The sequence below is a fragment of the Exiguobacterium sp. KKBO11 genome (assembly GCF_001644945.1).
In the GTDB taxonomy this organism is placed as follows: domain Bacteria; phylum Bacillota; class Bacilli; order Exiguobacteriales; family Exiguobacteriaceae; genus Exiguobacterium_A; species Exiguobacterium_A abrahamii.
Genome location: NZ_LUCU01000022.1, coordinates 349,333 through 368,724, shown reverse-complemented (window position 1 = coordinate 368,724; position 19,392 = coordinate 349,333). Strand labels below are relative to the sequence as shown.

Genomic DNA, 19,392 nt, shown 5'->3' with positions numbered 1-19,392 from the left:
GTCCTTTCTCACGAAGTGAGGGAGGACGTGTTTTTTACGTCTGCTACAGGAATGCTCTCGGACAAGATGTCTTTACGAAGTCGGAGGAATCCGAATGATGCCGCACCGAATAAGCCGACTGTACCGACTCCAAGTAGCACGATGATAGACACATGATCACTGAGTAAACCAAACAATAGGGTACCAATCGGCATCATCGCCATTGCGACCGATTCCAGAACACCGATGACACGTCCGAGGTAAGTCGGATCGGTTTGTTTTTGAACGATGAGCTGTAGTGGAATGTTCATCCGTAAGACGAGCATGCCGTCGATGAACAATAGAATCATGAAAAAAGGTAGTAGTAGAGCAGATGGAACATAGCCGAGTAGAGCAAGTGCAGGAAGTGCGTAACAAGAGGCGATTAAAAAGAGCGACTCGAATATCGTTCGTAACGGACGTTTCACCGTAAAGCGAGGTAAGGCAAGAAGCAACGAAGCGACAAGAAGACCGGCACCTAGTGCGGACTCGACCACTCCAAACCGAAATGGTGTGAATTGTAGTCGATCGAGCAAAATGATCGGTAACAAGATTTCGAAAGCGACAAAAAAGAAGTTCAGGACGATCGCCATCAGGACGAGTGTCGTCAATACTGGTTGACGGAACAGATAGCGGTAGCCCTCTTTAAACTCCGAGACGAAAGACGGAGTATCGGTAGTAGCCGGAGGAGAGGTATCCACTGCAAGAAAGCGGAGGCGGCTATTCCACCAGGCAGCAGAGGCAAACAAGAGAAACGGTAAGATCAAGAATTGCGTGATGGAGACAGTGGCGATGAGCAATCCCGCAACGAGTGGAGCAGTGATCGTTGAGGTCGATTGAATCGTCGAGAAGAGCGCGTTTCCGCGTTGTAACTCCTCTTCTTCTACGAGTCGCGGTAACGAGCTTGATAAGGTAACGGACAGGAACGTCGACAGGCTCGTCAAAAGGACACTAGCGATGATGTAATGAACGGTATGTAGAGGGGCTTGTAACGAATAGAGCAAAAGTCCAAACAAGACGAGTGCACTTAAGCTTTCGGTCATGACGATGATTTGTTTCCGGTTCCAACAATCAGCGAGGACACCAGCAACCGGTGAGAGCAAAATCCGTGGCACTGATCCTGCAAGCAGGACGAGCGCAAACTGAAAACCAGACGACGTTTCCCGTAAGACGGTCAGTCCGGCGACGAACGTAAAGAGACTAGCTGCGAATAATGAACAAAACTTTCCGAATAAGACACGCTTTAAATTAAATGACATCCTGTTCACTCCTTCAGAGTTAAATATTATTGAACTTTAGTGTAGAATAAAGGAGTGGAAGAAAAATGTAAAGATAAAGTTCAATATAATTTAACTTTTATGATAAAAGGAGTGACCAGTGTGTTAGGGGAACGTATCAAACAGATCCGAAAACAGAAAAAAATGACGCAAACGGATGTTGCGACCGGCATCATCACGAAGTCAATGCTCAGTATGGTCGAGAACGGGAAAGCGACACCGTCTGTGCCCGCATTACAGGCGATTGCTAGGCGATTACAGGTGACAGTCGAAGAATTAATGCTCGATCCGCGAGATGTTCAGATGCGGGAACTCATCGAAACAATCCGTTCGCGGCATACCCCATATTTTTCAGACGAAAAAATTCAGGAACTTCTAGAACCTTACTTGGTTCCGGAAACGACTTCCTATTGGCAAGGGCAGGTCTATCATAAATACGGCGATGCCCTCCGAGCGTCTGACCCGGAGCTTGGTTTGATATATTATGAGAAAGCAGAGCGGATTTTTCGACAGCTCGGTCGTCAAGATGAGCAGTTGCTCGTTCAGATCTCGAAAGTCTATTTTTTATTCAATCTCAAACGGACAAAGGAAGCATACGAGCTGATCGAAGCAATGGATGTACCACGCGAGATTCCACTTGCACCGAAAACCTATTTAAATTTCCAAATCTTGCGTGCACTTCGAGCAAGTTTGTTCGATGATCACTACACAGAAGCGATCGCTTTATTGCGTGAAGGGGTTCAGTATATGCGGGAGCAAGATGTCTATTATCATGTCATTTCGTTTCAACGTTTTCTCGGACTGTTTTTATATCTAGAAGGGGAAATCGAAAAATCACAGCAAGAGTTTGATCGATTGGAGCAGTTTTTTGCATTTAGTGAAACGACTGCCGTCGGACGAATCGAAGTCGATTTGACGAAAGGACTCATCGCGATTTTTGAAAACGATACGGACGGCATGCAGATGGCGTGGGAAAAACTCGTCACTGTAGCGATCGATGACGCGAAGCATTACATCGGACAACTTGAAGTCCATCTCCTTGTCAATGGCATCGAATTACCGAATCAGACGCTTCAGCAGAGCGTCGATAAGATATGGGAGATGCAAGATGCGTGGCTTGCTGCGAGTGGATTCGACCAAGCGATGATGTTACAGACGCTCGTACTAGCGATGCAACGAGGAATTGGTCAAGAACGGCTGGAGGATGTCATTCGATTGAAGGATGACCTTCAAAGTGAACGCCTCAAAGGCGATCTTGAGCGAGAGATACAAGCGTTGGTTAATGTTCAATGACGAAAAAACAGGCATGAAGCGAGTTCGCTTCATGCCTGTTCGTGTGAGGATGTCGTTCTTCTGAAGATCAACAAGACGCATGCAAGGACGGAAACGATCAAGTGTCCGATATAGACATCTCCCGTCTGGATGTAATGCAAGAGCATCGAGCCACCAAAAATCAATAAGGCAAGAAAGAGAAGCCGGACATAAAGTGATTTGTAAGACATGCAGACACATCCTTTCCATATCCAGTATATCCCAAAGTGAAGTGATAAGACAAAAAAACATCCACCCCAGAGGGATGGATGAGGAAAGTTTAAAGTGATTTAAAGCCTAATAGTTTTTGTGTCCAGTAGCGTTCCGATACACGGCTGATGCCGAGTGCCGGTGTGTTGGCATGGATGAACTGATCGTTGTTCAGCATGATCCCGATATGCGTCGGACCAGCAGCATATGTGTTTTCGAAGAAGATGATATCGCCACGCTTCGGTTGACGTAATTTTGATAACTTCGCTCCGAGGTACCGATCATCGTTCCAGTAGCCGTTGACGTTCGTTCGTCCGACTGCATAGCCAGCGGCATTCAAGGTATAGTTAACGAATCCAGAACAGTCGAATCCACCATTAACGGGGCTGCTTGATCCCCAGACGTATGGTGTACCGAGATATTGTTGACCAATCGAGATCGCACGTTCCATCAATGTTGAACCAGGAACGGTCGTCACAGGAGGTGTCGTCGGAGTGACCGGAGGCGTCGTCGTGACGGATCCCGTCGTGATGTAACTCTTCGCGACATAGTAGAGACCCGTTCCGATCTTGATCTGGTACCAGCCGCTATCTTTACCTGTCGTTTCACCTGTGACATTGACTGTCGAACCGTGTCCGACTTGTGTGAAGACTTTAGACGACGTCGAAGGCAACGTACGGACATTCAGACCGGTTGGGGCATTGACGCGATACGTCTTCGAAGCATCAACTGGCGTCAAAGAGACTCCGGGAGTCGTCGGTGTTGTTGGTGGTGATGCTTTTGTTGAAGCTTTGACATAGGTCGAAGCGACATATGCTTCTTTTCCGTCAAGCTTGACTTGGTACCACGAATCAACGGCACCTGTGACATCGAGCACCGTCTGATGCGGTAATGTCTTGTAGATTTTTGCGTTCGTCGCTGCAGCAGTCCGTGCGTTCAAGCCTTCCTTCGCATTGACCGTGTAGACTTTCGATCGATCAACCGCTTTAACGACTTTTTTGACGGGAGTCGTTGCGGGTGGTTTTGAATCCGTCGTGACGTTCGACGTCTTTTTGCTGACTAACGTCGCATGGACGTAAGCCGTTTGTTTTTTATAAGTGATTTGGTACCAATCTCCTGTTTTTTTCTTAACAGATAAGATTGTATTCTTTGCTAGTTTTCCGAGTGATTTCGAACTCGTCGTTGCTTTTTGGCGAATGTTGACGGCATCGGTATTCGTTATGTAAGTCGTAGTTGTTGGAGCCTTTTCCGTCGTCGCTTTGACATATGCTGAAGTGATGAAGGCTGGTTTGGACTGATAGCGGATTTCATACCAGCTGTTGACTTTCTTGACAGCTGTCAGCTTCGTACCTTTTTTGAGCGTCGTGATGACCTTCGCGGAAGTCGAGGCAGCCGTGCGAATGTTGACGTTATCCGTCAAAGTCAGTGTCGTTGACGCGGCTGAAACCGGAACCGTGGTACCGATCAAAGCGAGCGTCGTGAGGGCGAGAACAGTCTTTTTCACGTGACATAGCTCCTTCCAATAGATAGGTAAAAATCGTTGTTACCATTTTGTCATAAAAAGCGCTGATTCCCCTGATTTAAAAATATAATTTTTGTCTGGAAAACTGTAATACCGTTTTTCAAAAAAACGAATAGGTAGAATGAGTATTTTCAAAAAAGTTCAAGTACACTAGAAGTACTCGGAAGGAGGTTACACATGTTACGCCGTTTTTATCAGTATTATATCCCGCACAAACGATTATTCTGGCTCGATTTCATATCTGCTTTATTCGTCGGGGTTTTAGAACTTGCTTTTCCACTCGCTGTCCAGTGGTTCATCGACTCCTTGTTGCCAAACGGTGAGATGAACTGGATCATCCTCGTCAGCGTCGGATTATTAGCGCTCTACATCATCAGTACGTTGATGCAATTCGTCGTCAACTATTTTGGACATAAGCTCGGGATCAATATCGAGACCGATATGCGTCGTCAACTGTTCAGCCATGTGCAGAAACAGTCGTTCCGTTTCTTCGACAATACGAAGACGGGGCATATCATGAGTCGGATCACGAATGATTTGTTTGATATCGGGGAACTTGCCCATCACGGTCCGGAAGATGCCTTCATTGCCGTCATGACATTGCTGGGTGCATTCTCGATCATGTTGACGATCAACGTGCCACTCGCGCTCGTGACGATCATCGCTGTACCATTCCTAATCTGGTTGATCAGCTATGCGAACGTCCGGATGAATAAATCGTGGGACCGGATGTATGGTAACATCGCGGAAGTTAATTCACGCGTCGAGGACAGTGTCTCTGGTGTCCGTGTCGTTCAGTCATTCACGAACGAAGCTTACGAAATCGAGCGTTTTGAAAAAGACAACGCGACGTTCCGGCAGTCGAAAATCAATGCTTACAAAGTCATGAGTAAGAGTCTATCTGGCATTTACTTGACGACCCGTTTGATGACGCTCGCCGTCTTAGTCGTCGGTGCGTACTTGACGTATCGTGGCACTTTAACGGCCGGAGAGCTCGTTGGATTCATTCTTTATATGAACATCTTGCTGAAGCCGATTGATAAGATTACGGCATTACTTGAGATGTATCCAAAAGGGATGGCTGGCTTCAAACGCTTCCTCTCGATGATTGATGAGGATGCATCGATTCCGGATGCGCCAGACGCACTCGTCGTTGATCGGTTGAACGGTGGTATCACATTCAAGGATGTCGCGTTCGGTTATGAAGCCGATCGTCTCATTCTAGAGAATATCAATTTGACGGTCGATCCGGGACAGACCGTCGCGTTCGTCGGAACATCAGGGGCAGGGAAGACGACGATCTGTTCGTTGATTCCACGTTTTTACGATGTTCTAGATGGCGCAATCACGATTGACGGAATCGATATCCGGCAGATGACGAAGGAGTCTCTGCGACAACAAATCGGGATCGTCCAGCAAGATGTCTTTTTGTTCTCAGGGACGATCGCTGAAAACATCGCCTACGGTGATCTGAATGCGACGCAAGAAGACATCGTACAAGCGGCAGAACGTGCCCATCTCGGCCCGATGATCGCGGATCTACCTGATGGCTACGCGACACAAATCGGCGAACGGGGACTCAAATTGTCGGGTGGACAAAAGCAACGACTCGCGATTGCGCGGATGTTCCTGAAGAACCCACCGATTCTGATTCTTGATGAAGCGACGTCTGCGCTTGATACGGAAACGGAAGCACTGATTCAAGAATCGCTTGCCGAGCTGTCTGAGAACCGGATGACGCTCGTTATCGCCCACCGTTTAGCAACGATTCGAAATGCCGATAAGATTTTCGTCGTCACGAAGGACGGCATCGTCGAAGAAGGCTCGCATGATGAACTAATGGATCAAGGTGGTTACTTCTCCCGTCTGTTAGAGAGACAACGAGTTTGAATCGAATTGAAAGAATGAGAGGCGACGGACATGTTCTGTCGCCTTTTTTTGTTCGTCTAAAAATAAGGTTGTACAAGCCAATTTTAGGGAAAACGATTTATAGAAAAGAAGGCGAGGTGGAAGGATGTACGGTCAATTCTGTGAGAACTATGATGAGAGTTATCCCGTCTTGCGGGAGGAATCGTCACATGATTTCCATCGTTTTTTTGCGCTGTCCTACACGATTCATGATACCGTTTTTGAACAAACTGTCTACGAACGGCTGATGCGGACGATCAAACATAAGACGTCGCGTTTTTCAGCACTTCGGAGCCGCTATACACCGTTGCTCGTTGCCCATGTTCAATTAAATAGCACGGATCCCGATGTTCTCATCGAAGAAATCATCGTTGCGGAAAAGAAGATTAAACATCGCTTGATTCGTGATAAAGGAGTTCGCCCATTTTTTGCACTCAACGAAGTGCTGAACCGTCGACAAGGAATTGATGCGTTCCCTTATATGGAACGATTACATGCGACACGACCTCATTTGAATGCCGCGAAACAGTACGTCGTGACATCGACCTTGCTTGAACAGCAGCCATTACCAGAGGAATTTTTAGAGCGTGTCGATACATCGGAAGAATGGCTCGCGCAATATATGGAACGGACGAGTGAACGTGTCATTACGGCGCAAATCTTAGCGGCGCATCCAGATCCTTCAGCGCAACAGGAACGAATCATTGCGTGGCGGGAACTGTTAGAGCGGAGAGAAATCATCATCTGGGATCGTTTAATGCCGATTCTTGCGTTACTGCCTACAATGGAACGTGTCGACTGGATTTATGTGACCCGAATCGTCGACCGGGAGCGGGCACGGAATCGATTTTCAGACGAAGTCAACTGGTTGATTGCCTTTCATTTGTTGCTCGCTAAAACAGGTGTGACACGAGTTCAAGCCACGTTGCTATTGCTGGCTGCACTAGAGTTGACGAAAAAGCCTTGAAATGAAATAGACAAAGAGGCTGACTCAAAAGTCGATCTCCGCAAGATAAGGGTGGCAGAATGATGATCTGCCACCCTTATCTTGTAAAAAAAGAATGACACGTCACACGCCACTCCTACAGGAAAAAGCGCATTCTTGCGCTGTCAGAGACAAATAAGACCAGTTTTCCTGCTAAATGAAGCAGGAAAACTGGCATGTGTCTCGCCTGAGGAAAGGGCGTGAAAAGACGCGTCATTCTTTTTTTTGAGTCAGTTCTTTTAAAGTGTCATCCTTTAATTTAATCGAACGTCGTAAACGTCGCATGTCGTTCGACCGGATACAGTTCCGTACCGGCGACAGCGTTCAAGATCAACTGGTTCCGCGAGACGGACATCCCGAGATTATCCGCAGCCGGACCGTGTGACAGCTCTAAATTAGCAGTTGCGTAAAGATGATGGGCTGTCTCGACCGAACGCACGATTTGGTAGTCGGCATCGACTTTCCAGGCATTCGGTGCTTCGAACACGATATCAAGTCGGTCGATGAAGCTCGGAAGGGATGGCGAAAAACCAGTTGCCGCGATGACGGCATCTGTTACGGACATACGTTCATCCTCAAGTTCTTGATGTTGCATCGCAATCGTGAACCGCTCATCGTACGTAATCTCTTTTACTTCGAGATTCGCGCGGATCGCGACCTGTCGTTGTTCCTCTTCCGTCAAATCATAGAGATGGGCATAGATTGATTGAAGTGTCTCCGGACTGATACCGTTCTGAGAGCGGGCGAACTTCTTAACCGATTCTTGTCGTACTTCGAGTGGAAGCTGGTTGAAGTACGTGACGTAGCTCGGTGAAAAAATTTCTTCTCCGAGTTTGCCGGTCTCAAGTGTCTCAAACAGTGTCGAACGCGCGATCCATTCGAGTTCAGGACGCTCTGGAGCAGGCGTCGTCAAGAGATCAAGGAAAATCTCGGCGGCACTTTGACCAGAGCCGACGATGCTGATTTTGTTGCGCTGAAGTAAATCTGCCTTATTCATGACATATTGCGTATTGTGGATGACGCGTTCATCAAACGTATCCGGGATGGCAGGTTTTGAACCAGTGCCGATGACGACGTTTCGTGCTTCGAACGTTTCGCGTTTACCGGTCGAGACATCTTCGACGAGGACTTCAAAACTATCACCGGTGTCTTGCACGTCGATGACACGCGTCGAAAAGTGGAGATCTTCAAGCTGTGTTGCGACCCAACGTAAGTAATCGTTGTAACCTTGTCTTGAAATCAGAAGTTTTTCATAGAAGTAAAACGTGTGGAGACGGTGAATCGATCGTAAGTAATTGAGATAGGAAAACGAACTTGTCGGATCGGCGAGTGTGACGAGATCGGAGATGAAGCTCGTCTGCATCATCGAGTCCTGGATCATCATGCCGGGATGCCAGGAAAATTGTTCGCTTTCGTCAAAAAATAACGTCTTTAAATCTGTCGGATGCGCAAGTGCGCTCAATCCTAAATTCATCGGACCAATGCCAATGCCGATTAAGTCATACATAGAAAAAGCCTCCCAATTCGATATTGTTCTAAAACAATACCCGAAAAGGAAGGCGGACGAAACGTCAGGCTGAAGCTTTACAGCTGGTCGGTCGTCGTTGTTTTGGTTTCGACCGTCATCGTTTTCCCATCACGGATGATCGTCAAGGAGAGCGGTCCATCTGATTTAATCAGTGCCGTTTTGATGTCAACGAATGCTTTGATTTCGGAATCATTGATTTTCGTGATGACATCACCTGTTTTCAGTTTAGCCGCAGCAGCTGGACTGTTCGGTTCGACTGACATGACGACGACACCTGTTTTTTGACTGTCTGGTAGTTTGACCTGATCTTTAAGATAACCGGCAGGGAACGCCGCAACGTCTTGTAAGGATACACCGAGCGTCGGATGCTCGACTTTACCGTTTGTTTCAAGCTGTTTGAGGATTGGTAATGCATCATCGATCGGGATACTGAAGCCGACACCTTCGACACCAGACTCAGCGATTTTCATCGAGTTGATTCCGACGAGTTGTCCTTGTTCATTGATCAAGGCACCACCCGAGTTCCCGGGGTTAATGGCAGCATCCGTTTGAATGACCGTCGTATTGAAGTCGTCTTGTCCGTCACTGTTCGTATCGACCGGTACGGTCCGGTCTTTCGAACTGACGATTCCGCGTGTGACGGAGTTTTGGAACTCACCAAGCGGGTTACCGATTGCGAGGACCGTTTGTCCGGCTTTTAAGTCCGCTGATTTCCCAAGTGTGATGACACCCGGAACATCGCTTGCGTCCACTTCAAGCACAGCTAAGTCATAGGTTTCGTCGCTACCAAGCAACTTGGCTGAGAGTGTCTTGCCGTCATTCAACGTTACATCGAGTTTTGATGCCCCGTCGACGACGTGATGGTTCGTAATGATGTATGCTTTGCCGTCCTCTTTCTTATAGATGACACCGGACCCTGAACCAGCCGCTGCTTCTTGTTGGGACATCGAGTTGCCCGCTTGATAGTTCGTTACGGTCACGACGGATTTTTGAGCCGTAGCGACTGCGTTCGTCACCGGATCATTCGTCGTCGTTGAGACTTGTTTTGGCATACCATTTGATAGTGGTGTATCAGCGACTTGTTGTTCTTGATCGAGTAGGATCGGAAAGGCAACCGTAGCCGTCAAGACCGCGCCGATGATGCCTCCAGTCAATCCAGGTAAAAGTGCTTTCGTTTTTCCAGCCATAAGTCATCATTCCTCTCTGTATGATTTCTGACTTCATCATAGCAAATGAAGCAACCTCTTCTCTGATTACGGGAGACATTCCGAAATGACTCATCATTCCCCATAATTCGACGACAATTTCTAAAAGTTGAGATAATCAGGTCATTTCGATACACTGAAGCTGTCTCGAACATATATTTCATTAACAGAAAGAGAGTGTGGAACATAATGCTATTGCGTCTAGTCTATGGAGCAGGATTACTGTTTGCGGGAGTTGGTCATTTCCGCAATGAAAAAGGGTTCGTCAGCATCATGCCGTCGTTCATTCCGTTCAAGCGCTTCTTCGTCCAAGTGACAGGGGTCATCGAAATCGCTTACGGTGTCATGTTGTTGACAGGAAAAGGGGTTCACCTCGTTCGTAAGACTCTTCCTGCCTTCTTATATGCTGTCTTACCCGCAAACGTCAACATGGCAGTCAATCCAAAGCCGATTAATGGGAAACGTCTTCCGTCTTGGTTGCTTTGGACACGGTTGCCGCTCCAATGGGGGCTCGTCTCTCTTGCGAAACGTCTGAAATGAATCGGAACAAAAAGCCGCCTAAATGGCGGCTTTTATTGTTAGAAACGTTTGTTGACAGCAAGTAAGGAAGCTTTTGCAATCTCTTCGTAGGTAGAATCGTTCGGGTGGAATTGGTCACTCGATAAATCACGTTTGACGTCACGCACGAGATTGAATGTGTCGATAATTTCGACATCGTACTCGATACCGAGCGTCCGTGATTTTGCATTCCAATCTTGTACGATGGCATCGAATGCTTCACCGTTTTCCGTTGCACGGAAAGGATTATAGAGCCCGACGTAGAAAATGACAGCATCCGGATTTTGTTCTCGTAGGATACTGAACGTCTTTTTCAAGTTCGCTTGTGCCGTCGTGACGGTTTCGGCTGTCTTCTTCGCATTGAAGTTCGCGACGCCTTCACCACGGTTGAATAAGTCATTTCCGCCAATCGTCACCGAGATGACTTTTGCTTGTTTGATTGAACGTAAGACTTCTTTTTGTTCTAGTTGTTTCAGTAAATCTTCCGTCCGGGCACCACTGACGGCAAGATTCTGGAAGCGCTCGACAGTGTTATCTTTGACAAGATCGCGTCCGACGATCGCGGCGTAACTATTGCCGTTTGATGCTCCGACACCACGTGTCAAGGAATCACCAAGCGCGACGTACGTCCCGCCTTTTTTGACAGGCTCTTCCTTCGTAGGTGTCAGGACGGCACGTTTTGGTGGGTTGACGACGTCACTATAGGCACTGACGAAGCCGTATCCAAAGATTGCCGTCAAAACGAGTGAGACGGTTAAAAACAGGGGCCAGCGTAATCGCTTCATGAACGTTCCTCCTTCTAGGTTCTAACCTGATTGTAGCAAAAGTTGAAAGAATGTGCGGAAATGAAGTGTTCTGACAAGTCAAATGATTCATTATTCCGCTAGAATAGACAATAAGAGGTGAGAGACGTGAAACCAACAGTGAAATTAGAAGGTGTAACAAAGGTGATCGGAAAAAAGACGATCATTGATAATATCTCGTTTGAGATCCAACCAGGTGAAGTCTTTGGCTTCCTTGGACCGAACGGGGCAGGAAAAACGACGACGATTCGGATGCTTGTCGGCTTGATCAAACCGACGTCCGGTAAAATCACGGTCTGTGACTTCGACGTCCGCAAACAGTTCGTCCAAGCGATGGAGCGGATTGGCTCGATCGTTGAAAATCCAGAGTTGTATAAGTATTTGACGGGTCGCGAAAATCTACAAGTCTTTGCCCGGATGTTACCGAATGTCGATGATGCCCGGATTCAGGAAGTCATCGATCTCGTCGATTTGACGGCGCGTGTTGATGATCAAGTCCGGACATACTCGCTCGGGATGCGGCAGCGTCTCGGAATCGCACAAGCATTACTCGGACGACCAAGCGTCTTGATTCTCGACGAACCGACGAATGGTCTCGATCCGATGGGGATTCGGGATTTACGTCAATTCATCCGCCGGCTCGTCGAGGAAACGGGACTGTCGGTCCTCGTCTCGAGTCATATCTTGGCTGAGATCGAAATGCTTGCCGATCGAGTTGCGATCATGAGTTATGGCAAAATCGTTCAAGTCGGAACGGTCAAGGAACTGGTCGAGTCGCTCGCACCAGGCGTTGACTGGCGTGTCGATGATGCCTTTAAGGCAAATGAGATTTTATCAGCATCGGATCAAGTCCAAGTGTCCGAAGTCGTCGATGCGAATACGGTTCATACTTTGATGGATGCAAGCAAGACACCAGCGCTCAACAAACAGTTGCTCGAAGCAGGTGTCGAAGTCTGGACGATTGAACGGAAAGTCCAAACGCTCGAAGATCTGTTCATCACGTTAACGGGAGGCGATCACATTGCGTAATCCGAACATGATCGGTCTCGTTCGAAATGAAGTGACGAAAATCGCTTCAAAACGTCGTTTTGCTGTCGTTGCGATCATTTTGATCGTCCTTGTCTCGATGTTTACGTACGCACAGTACCGAGACATCCAAGAACAAATCAAAAAGCAGGGAACGCTCGATTGGCGGGTTGAGTTACAACAAGACATCGTCGACACGCAGAACCGTCTTGCTTCCAGCAGTATTCAAGATGAGTTCCGTCAGTTCCTTGAGTTTGACCTAAAACAAAATCAATACTATCTCGACAATGACATCAACCCGAACTATCCGGGAGCCCCGACGTTCATCCGGATCTTCTTCTCGCAAGGATTGACGCTGATCTTACCGCTGTTCATCATCGTCATCATGGCGGATATCGTCAGTGGGGAGCAAAATGACGGAACAATCAAGACGCTACTGTCGCGACCAGTCCGGCGCTGGAAGATCCTGATGGCGAAATGGTTGACGGTGTTGCTCTATACGTCGATGCTGATGGCATTGACCGTCGCCGTCTGTTACGCGATATCCGGGATCGTCCTCGGCTATGACGGCTGGACCGCACCGATCTTGACCGGTTTCCAAGCTTCACCGAGCGGTACGTTCTCGACGGAGTTCGTGCATACGTTACCGATGTGGGAGTACCTCTTGATGGCCGTCGGTCTAGCATGGATCGTCACAGCTGTCGTCGGAACGATCGCCTTGATGGTCTCTGTTCTCGTCAAAAATACAGCGACAGGGATCGGGATCATGATGGCAGTTTTGATTTCCGGTACGTTACTGACGACGCTCGGTTCAAGTTGGACGAGCTCGAAATATCTCGTCAACGTCAACTTCGGACTGATCAATTACCTCGATGGACAAGCGCCACCGATCGAGGGGATGACGCTTCCGTTCTCCCTTGCCGTCCTCGGTTGTTGGACGGTCGCGGCACTAGTCGTTGCGTTCTGGAACTTCACACAAAAAGATATGTATTAAGACGAACGGGTCCACCTATAGAGGGGGACCCGTTTTTTCATGGATGAAGCGACAAACGATCGTATGTCTCGATTATTTTTTGATACTGAAGTTGTGTCGATAACGAAGCATCTACTATGAGAATCGGGGAAATTGACCGGTCCATTTGATACTGGTGTTCTGCGAACGTACCGATCATCGATGGGTCCGTCGCCGTGTGATACGTCCGGCACCAGTCAAGGAATTCATTGGAGCCTGTAAAATCTGGGTATCGTGCTGCTTCGCGTGCGATGAGACGTTCCATCCGAACCGATTCGTCGAGCGACAGGAAGACAAGCAAGTCCCTATTGATGAAACCGTCCGGATGCCAGGCGAAGACAGAACCGGAGACGATGTAATCGTTGTAAGACATAAGATCTGCTTCATACATGGAAAATCGCTCGGAGACGTCTCGCTTTTCAGTGAACGTCGTATCTTTCCAAAGATAATGGTCGGTATCAATCCAGGGAATCTGTTCAGCTTGCCCGATGAAGGCGCCCAGTGTACTTTTTCCGGTACCTGATCCACCAATGATTTGAATACGCACGACAATCGGCTCCTTTCGAAATAATGTATCGGCACGCAGAACAGGCCCGGGCTTGATGCCGGACCTGTCGCTTGGAAGAACGAATTCTCCCTATGTCGCCTTATGCAAGCATAAGACATGGAATCGAGAGGCAGTGCCTCTAAATAGGAAGCCGATGCAGGTCAGCCTCCGCGCTACGTACCAATCGTACTTTTATCATACTGATTCCAAGAATTGGTGTCAAACCTGCTCGAAAGGGTTTACAAACCGTTCAAACCGTCAAAAGAGAGAATAACGATGACTAGAGGAGGAACGACCATGGCAGATTGGGGCATCATGCTGACAGGCGTCGTCATTTGTGGGTGGTGCATCTTTAGTGCCATCTATGACGATTTCATCCGTCGCGTATAAGACGAGCAAACGTGAACCGTCCAAGGAGGGCGGTTTTTTTGTTGATTTTTTTAATCCGAGTAAGTGGCTGTGGTACACTCGAATCAGAATGAAAAGATAGAGAATGGGTGAAGAAAAATGAAGAAACAACCAGTCATCGTCATCGTCGGACCGACGGCAGTCGGAAAAACGAAGACGGGCATTGAACTAGCCAAACGATTAAACGGAGAAGTCTTATCTGGAGACTCTGTCCAAGTCTATCAAGGGATGGATATCGGATCGGCAAAAGTGACGACCGAAGAGATGGAAGGGGTGCCGCATCATCTGCTTGATCTCGTTACACCGGATGATGAGATGAGTGTAGCGCGTTTCCAGACGGTTGCCCGAGCGACGATCGATGAGATCGCAAGTCGGGGGAAGTTACCGATCATCGTTGGTGGAACAGGGCTTTATATCCGTTCGATTTTATATGATTATCAGTTCACCGAGCAGGCAGAAGATCCAGCCTTAAGGGCTGAACTCGAAGCGTATGCAGCGACACATGGAGCGAATGCGCTACATGATCAGTTGAAGGAACTTGATCCGGTGCGTGCCGAAGCGATTCATCCGAATAACATTCAGCGGGTCGTGCGGGCGATTGAGGTCGCGCGGACGGGTCAGACACAAACGACCGGTAGTAAGCCTGCACTTTACGAGAGTCTACTGTTCGTCCTACACATGGAAGACCGGGATCGCTTGTATGATCGAATCGATCAGCGGGTAGATATGATGGTCGAAAGTGGGCTTCTTGAAGAAGTGGCGCGTCTTGACGCTGCCGGGTACCGACAAACGAAGGCGTTGCAAGCGATTGGTTATAAAGAGATGTTACCGGTCCTTGACGGGGCACCACTCGATCCTGCCGTCGACATGCTGAAACGGAACACGCGACGCTTCGCTAAACGTCAATTGACGTGGTTCCGGCACCAATTTGATGGCGTTTGGGTGGATATGGGAAAGTTTTCATTTGAAGAAACGTTCAAAATTATCTATGATAGAACTGTAGAGTTTCTGAAAGCGGTTAAATAAGAGTTGCCCGAAGACAGAAACAGATAAAAAGAGGGGGCACGGGGAATCATGAAAGCGACATACAACATTCAGGACGTCTTTTTAAATCAATTACGGAAAGATGCAGTCCCGACAACGGTTTTCTTAATCAGTGGGTATCAATTACGGGGGCTGATCAAGTCATTCGATAACTTCACAGTCATCTTGGAGTCGGAAGGCAAACAGCAATTGATCTACAAACACGCGATCTCGACGTTCGCACCAGCGCGCAACGTGACGTTATATGAGCAAGAAGAGACACAAGAAGTCTCTCGCTAAGCAAAAAGACGACCGGGGGGTCGTCTTTTTTTTAGGTTTCATTCAGGTGTGGCGCTTCGTAAGTGAAGCGAAAAATGACAGTTGCTTCACTCCATCGTAAACGTGTCGTTACAGTAATGGTGTCAGTTCCTCGACTGCTTCTTCATAACGTCGGAGCGAGACATCCTTATAGAGGCATGTCTTCTGTAGGCGTTCTTCCTTCGTCATCTCGTCCTGATATGTTTTCAGGATAAAACTGTTGCGTAACATCGACGGCGTCAAGATCCGTTTATTATCCGACCGTTCATTCAGCTGACGCATCATCTTCGTAATCATGACGATCGACAATTGCTTCGGTGCATTTTTGCTGTAGACCCAGCGGAATGTCATCCGAGCGAAGTCGAAGGCGACGAAAAAGGGATCGGTACTGTTATAACGGGGGCGGACCGGCTCCGGGATCGTCTTCAAGTATCGCAACATGATATCTTGATCCTCCCGCTCGAGGTGAAGCAGGTAACGGTTGCCGAGTCGGTCATGAACGGTCATCTCTTGCTGGGCGAAATTGAGGTCGTGCATCTTCAAACCAATGATGTGATGAACACGTAAGCCGTAAAGATAAAACAGACGAAGAATCAATTCGTTTCGATCGATCAAATACGGACGTGCCTTCAATTGATGTTCCGTCAAGCCGCGATCGGATTGATTCGTCCGGACCAACTGTTCGTATTCTTTGAAGGAAGCGACGTGTTTTGCCGTCAATTCGTGCGTCGGTTGTGCGTATTCGATCAGCTTCGCCTTCGTTTGCCGGATCTGGTAATTGACTTGATTGATGACGGTGACGATTCGGGCAACCGTCGCTTGCTGGTAGAGTTTCTCTTCGATCAAGTACTCATTGATGAACGTCTTCCATGTCTCGATTGAAATCGCCTTGAAATCATCGATCGTCTCGAGCGGCTGGTCGACATCCGTCATGTAACGATGGACTTCGATTAAATCATACCGATAGCGGCGGACGGTCGAAAGTTGCCGTCCACTTGTCGTTAGATAAAACAAATAGCGTTCAATGAACTCTGGAAGCGTATACGACTGTTCGCGTGCCATGGTTTTCCTCCCCTTATCGTAATCTTTCTTCCATCATAAACCGAACGGATGTTTCCTGTCCAAAAAAGTTCAGACGAACCGGTGCCTGTGGTATGATAAGGGGCGCAGTACGTCTTTACTCGTGAAAGGAATGATATTATGTCAGAACGCGTTATCGTCGTTGGTTGCCAGCTCCCCGGTGTCCCGGACCATGTCTATGAAGAATCGGTCGCGGAGCTTGAAGCACTCGTAACGACTGCGCATGGTGTCGTCGTCGGTCGTCTGGATCAAAAACGACAAGCGATTGATCGCCGTACGTTCATCGGAAAAGGAAAGGTTGAAGAACTCGTTGCCTTAGCAGACGAACTTGAACCTGATTTAATCATATTCAATGCCGAGGTCACGCCCGGTCAGATGAAGAATATCCGGATCGCCTTGTCGGACCCGGAAGCGATCAAATTGATCGACCGGACACAGTTGATCCTCGATATCTTCGCTGGACGTGCCCAGTCACGCGAAGGGAAATTGCAGGTCGAACTGGCACAGATGAGTTATCTCTTACCACGTCTTGCCGGGCAGGGAACACAACTGTCACGTCTTGGTGGCGGAATCGGGACGCGTGGACCAGGTGAATCGAAACTCGAGACGGACCGCCGTCATATCCGGCGTCGGGTTGATGAGATCTCGAAACAACTCGAGACATCCGTCGCCCACCGTGCCCGTTACCGGGAACGTCGCAAAGAGAACCAGACATTCCAAATCGCGCTCGTCGGTTATACGAATGCCGGCAAATCAACGATCTTCAACCGGTTGACACAGGCCGACACATACGAGAAGGATGAGTTGTTCGCGACGCTCGATCCGTTGACACGTCAAGTTGATTTGCCGGAAGGTGGTCAAATCCTCCTGACGGATACGGTCGGTTTCATTCAAGATCTCCCGACGAAGTTGATCGCGGCGTTCCGTTCGACACTCGAGGAAGTGTTGGAAGCAGACTTGATCCTTCACGTTGTTGATGCGTCGAGTGAGCATTACTTGAATCAGATGCAGACGACGAACGATGTCCTCGATGAACTCGGTGCCGGTGACATTCCGCAGCTCGAAGTCTACAACAAAAAGGATCAACTGAACCGCTTGTTCACCGGTGGAAAGCTGTTGATTTCTGCGCTTGATCCGCAAGATATCGAGCGCTTGATCGAAGAGATCGAACGTTCGATCAGCGAAATCCTCGAGTATCTCGAGATTCGCATTCCGGTTGACGGCTTTGCCCACTACAATCCGGCGAAGGAAGTCATGATGAACTTGAAGGAATCGTTCGAAGAAGATGGCTCTGTCATCTTAAAAGGTTACTTGCGTAAAGATACGCGTCTATACGCGACATTGAAACAATACGAGGTGTAAACATGTTTTCAGAATTAACCCATTACGAAACGCTCCGTCCGCTCATTGACCGGGCGGAGGAACAGATCGCCCCGTACGTCAAGAAAGCGCAAGAGGTCGCGGAATACAATCAATTCCGTGTCCTCGATGCGTTCCGACGTCACAAGGTCAGTGATTTTCACTTCATGCCGTCAACAGGTTACGGCTACAACGATGAAGGACGCGATACGCTCGAACGGATCTATGCTGATGTCTTCGGTGCGGAAGCCGGTCTTTGTCGTCCGCAAATCATCAGCGGAACCCATGCAATCGGTATCGCGTTGTTCGGTTTGTTATTGCCTGGCGATGAATTGCTTTATATCACAGGAAAACCATACGACACGCTTGAAGAGATCGTCGGAATTCGTGGTGACGGACGCGGTTCATTAAAGGAACTGGGCGTCCAGTATGATGTCGTCGAGATGAAAAACGCCGAGACGATCGACGTACCGGCCGTTCTCGAACGGATCACACCGCAGACGAAGGTCGTCGGGATTCAGCGTTCAAAAGGGTATGCGACGCGACGCAGTCTGCCGGTCAACGAGATCGGAGAAGCGATTGCCACCATCAAAGCTGTCCATCCGCACGTACTGATCTTCGTCGATAACTGCTACGGTGAATTCGTCGAGACAATCGAACCGACGCACGTCGGGGCAGACTTGATGGCAGGGTCGTTGATTAAGAATCCGGGTGGTGGTCTTGCGAAGACTGGCGGTTATCTCGTCGGTCGAACGGACTTGATCGAACGGGCATCGTTCCGGATGACGACGCCAGGGATTGGCGCCGAAGCCGGTCCATCGTTATCCGCACTTCCGGATATGTATCAAGGTTTCTATATGGCACCACATACGGTGAGCCAAGCGTTGATGGGTGCGATGTTCACGTCGAGCATGCTCGGTCAGTTCGGCTTTGATACGGCACCGCATCATACGGCAGAACGGACGGATTTGATTCAATCGGTTTCGTTCCATGCGCCGGAGCCGATGATTGCCTTCTGTCAAGCGATTCAAGCTGCTTCACCCGTCAATGCACATGCGTTACCGATTCCGGATTATATGCCGGGATATGCGGACGATGTCATCATGGCAGCAGGAACATTCGTACAAGGATCATCGATTGAGTTGTCAGCGGATGGTCCGATCCGTGCGCCCTATACCGCGTACGTCCAAGGTGGTTTGACGTATAGCCACGTTAAGATTGCCATCATCTCAGCCGTCAATCACTTGATGGAAAAACAATTAATTCCAGAAAAAAACGTTTAATACTAGAATAT

The 19,392-nt window shown here is 48.4% G+C and carries 18 protein-coding genes; 10 read left to right on the top strand and 8 right to left on the bottom strand.

All coding sequences use genetic code 11. From position 1 onward, the window contains the following. Positions 1-8: 8 nt before the first annotated feature. A complete protein-coding gene (locus tag AYO36_RS08940) occupies positions 9-1,277 on the bottom strand; it encodes an MFS transporter (protein ID WP_064300214.1) in 1,269 nt (422 codons plus the stop codon). 120 nt (positions 1,278-1,397) lie between these two features. Between AYO36_RS08940 and AYO36_RS08935 the strand changes: the two genes are divergently transcribed. Then, on the top strand, positions 1,398-2,588 hold the full coding sequence (locus AYO36_RS08935; RefSeq protein ID WP_064300213.1) for a helix-turn-helix domain-containing protein: 1,191 nt from the start codon (positions 1,398-1,400) through the stop codon (positions 2,586-2,588). A gap of 29 nt (positions 2,589-2,617) precedes the next feature. On the opposite strand, the gene AYO36_RS08930 is transcribed toward AYO36_RS08935, so the two are convergent. After that, complete coding sequence (locus AYO36_RS08930; protein ID WP_064300212.1) at positions 2,618-2,797, bottom strand: hypothetical protein; 180 nt, start codon at positions 2,795-2,797, stop codon at positions 2,618-2,620. A gap of 89 nt (positions 2,798-2,886) precedes the next feature. Beyond that, the gene (locus AYO36_RS08925; protein WP_064300211.1) at positions 2,887-4,320 is read right to left on the bottom strand and encodes a C40 family peptidase; all 1,434 of its coding nucleotides are present in this window, start codon (positions 4,318-4,320) and stop codon (positions 2,887-2,889) included. A gap of 195 nt (positions 4,321-4,515) precedes the next feature. On the opposite strand from AYO36_RS08925, the gene AYO36_RS08920 reads away from it, so the two are divergent. After that, a complete protein-coding gene (locus AYO36_RS08920; RefSeq protein WP_064300210.1) occupies positions 4,516-6,228 on the top strand; it encodes an ABC transporter ATP-binding protein in 1,713 nt (570 codons plus the stop codon). Between the two features lie 124 nt (positions 6,229-6,352). Next, entirely contained in the window at positions 6,353-7,213 is an 861-nt protein-coding gene (locus AYO36_RS08915) for a DUF4003 family protein (RefSeq protein ID WP_064300209.1), read from the top strand. Positions 7,214-7,490: 277 nt separating this feature from the next. On the opposite strand, the gene AYO36_RS08910 is transcribed toward AYO36_RS08915, so the two are convergent. Both AYO36_RS08910 and AYO36_RS08905 read right to left on the bottom strand, forming a co-directional pair. Further along, on the bottom strand, positions 7,491-8,738 hold the full coding sequence (locus AYO36_RS08910) for a lysine N(6)-hydroxylase/L-ornithine N(5)-oxygenase family protein (protein WP_064300208.1): 1,248 nt from the start codon (positions 8,736-8,738) through the stop codon (positions 7,491-7,493). Positions 8,739-8,815: 77 nt separating this feature from the next. Continuing rightward, positions 8,816-9,946: a S1C family serine protease gene (locus AYO36_RS08905; RefSeq protein ID WP_023467745.1), complete on the bottom strand. Its 1,131-nt coding sequence runs from the start codon at positions 9,944-9,946 to the stop codon at positions 8,816-8,818. Between the two features lie 207 nt (positions 9,947-10,153). Here AYO36_RS08905 and AYO36_RS08900 point away from each other — a divergent pair, with 207 nt between their 5' ends. Next, positions 10,154-10,504 carry a DoxX family protein gene (locus tag AYO36_RS08900; RefSeq protein WP_029341233.1) on the top strand — a complete coding sequence of 117 codons (351 nt, stop codon included), beginning with the start codon at positions 10,154-10,156 and terminating at the stop codon, positions 10,502-10,504. 38 nt (positions 10,505-10,542) lie between these two features. Here the strand turns inward: AYO36_RS08900 and AYO36_RS08895 are convergent, their stop codons facing one another. Then, positions 10,543-11,307: an SGNH/GDSL hydrolase family protein gene (locus AYO36_RS08895; RefSeq protein ID WP_023467747.1), complete on the bottom strand. Its 765-nt coding sequence runs from the start codon at positions 11,305-11,307 to the stop codon at positions 10,543-10,545. 126 nt (positions 11,308-11,433) lie between these two features. Between AYO36_RS08895 and AYO36_RS08890 the strand changes: the two genes are divergently transcribed. Both AYO36_RS08890 and AYO36_RS08885 read left to right on the top strand, forming a co-directional pair. Then, on the top strand, positions 11,434-12,354 hold the full coding sequence (locus AYO36_RS08890) for an ABC transporter ATP-binding protein (RefSeq protein ID WP_029341234.1): 921 nt from the start codon (positions 11,434-11,436) through the stop codon (positions 12,352-12,354). Next, a complete protein-coding gene (locus AYO36_RS08885) occupies positions 12,347-13,345 on the top strand; it encodes an ABC transporter permease (RefSeq protein ID WP_034785942.1) in 999 nt (332 codons plus the stop codon). Before AYO36_RS08890 ends, AYO36_RS08885 begins: the two co-directional genes overlap by 8 nt. A 37-nt stretch (positions 13,346-13,382) precedes the next feature. On the opposite strand, the gene AYO36_RS08880 is transcribed toward AYO36_RS08885, so the two are convergent. Then, positions 13,383-13,910, bottom strand: a complete 528-nt coding sequence (locus AYO36_RS08880; protein ID WP_029341236.1) for a P-loop NTPase family protein — start codon at positions 13,908-13,910, stop codon at positions 13,383-13,385. Between the two features lie 507 nt (positions 13,911-14,417). On the opposite strand from AYO36_RS08880, the gene miaA reads away from it, so the two are divergent. After that, on the top strand, positions 14,418-15,344 hold the full coding sequence (gene miaA, locus AYO36_RS08875; protein ID WP_029341237.1) for a tRNA (adenosine(37)-N6)-dimethylallyltransferase MiaA: 927 nt from the start codon (positions 14,418-14,420) through the stop codon (positions 15,342-15,344). 48 nt (positions 15,345-15,392) lie between these two features. After that, on the top strand, positions 15,393-15,641 hold the full coding sequence (gene hfq / locus AYO36_RS08870; protein ID WP_023467753.1) for an RNA chaperone Hfq: 249 nt from the start codon (positions 15,393-15,395) through the stop codon (positions 15,639-15,641). Between the two features lie 108 nt (positions 15,642-15,749). Here hfq and AYO36_RS08865 read toward each other — a convergent pair whose 3' ends face one another. Further along, positions 15,750-16,721 carry a site-specific integrase gene (locus AYO36_RS08865; RefSeq protein ID WP_064300207.1) on the bottom strand — a complete coding sequence of 324 codons (972 nt, stop codon included), beginning with the start codon at positions 16,719-16,721 and terminating at the stop codon, positions 15,750-15,752. A gap of 138 nt (positions 16,722-16,859) precedes the next feature. Between AYO36_RS08865 and hflX the strand changes: the two genes are divergently transcribed. Next, positions 16,860-18,101 (top strand): GTPase HflX, encoded by a 1,242-nt coding sequence (gene hflX, locus AYO36_RS08860; protein WP_034785946.1) that lies wholly within the window; start codon positions 16,860-16,862, stop codon positions 18,099-18,101. 2 nt (positions 18,102-18,103) lie between these two features. Continuing rightward, a complete protein-coding gene (locus tag AYO36_RS08855) occupies positions 18,104-19,381 on the top strand; it encodes a methionine gamma-lyase family protein (RefSeq protein ID WP_029341241.1) in 1,278 nt (425 codons plus the stop codon). The last annotated feature ends 11 nt before the right edge of the window (positions 19,382-19,392 follow it).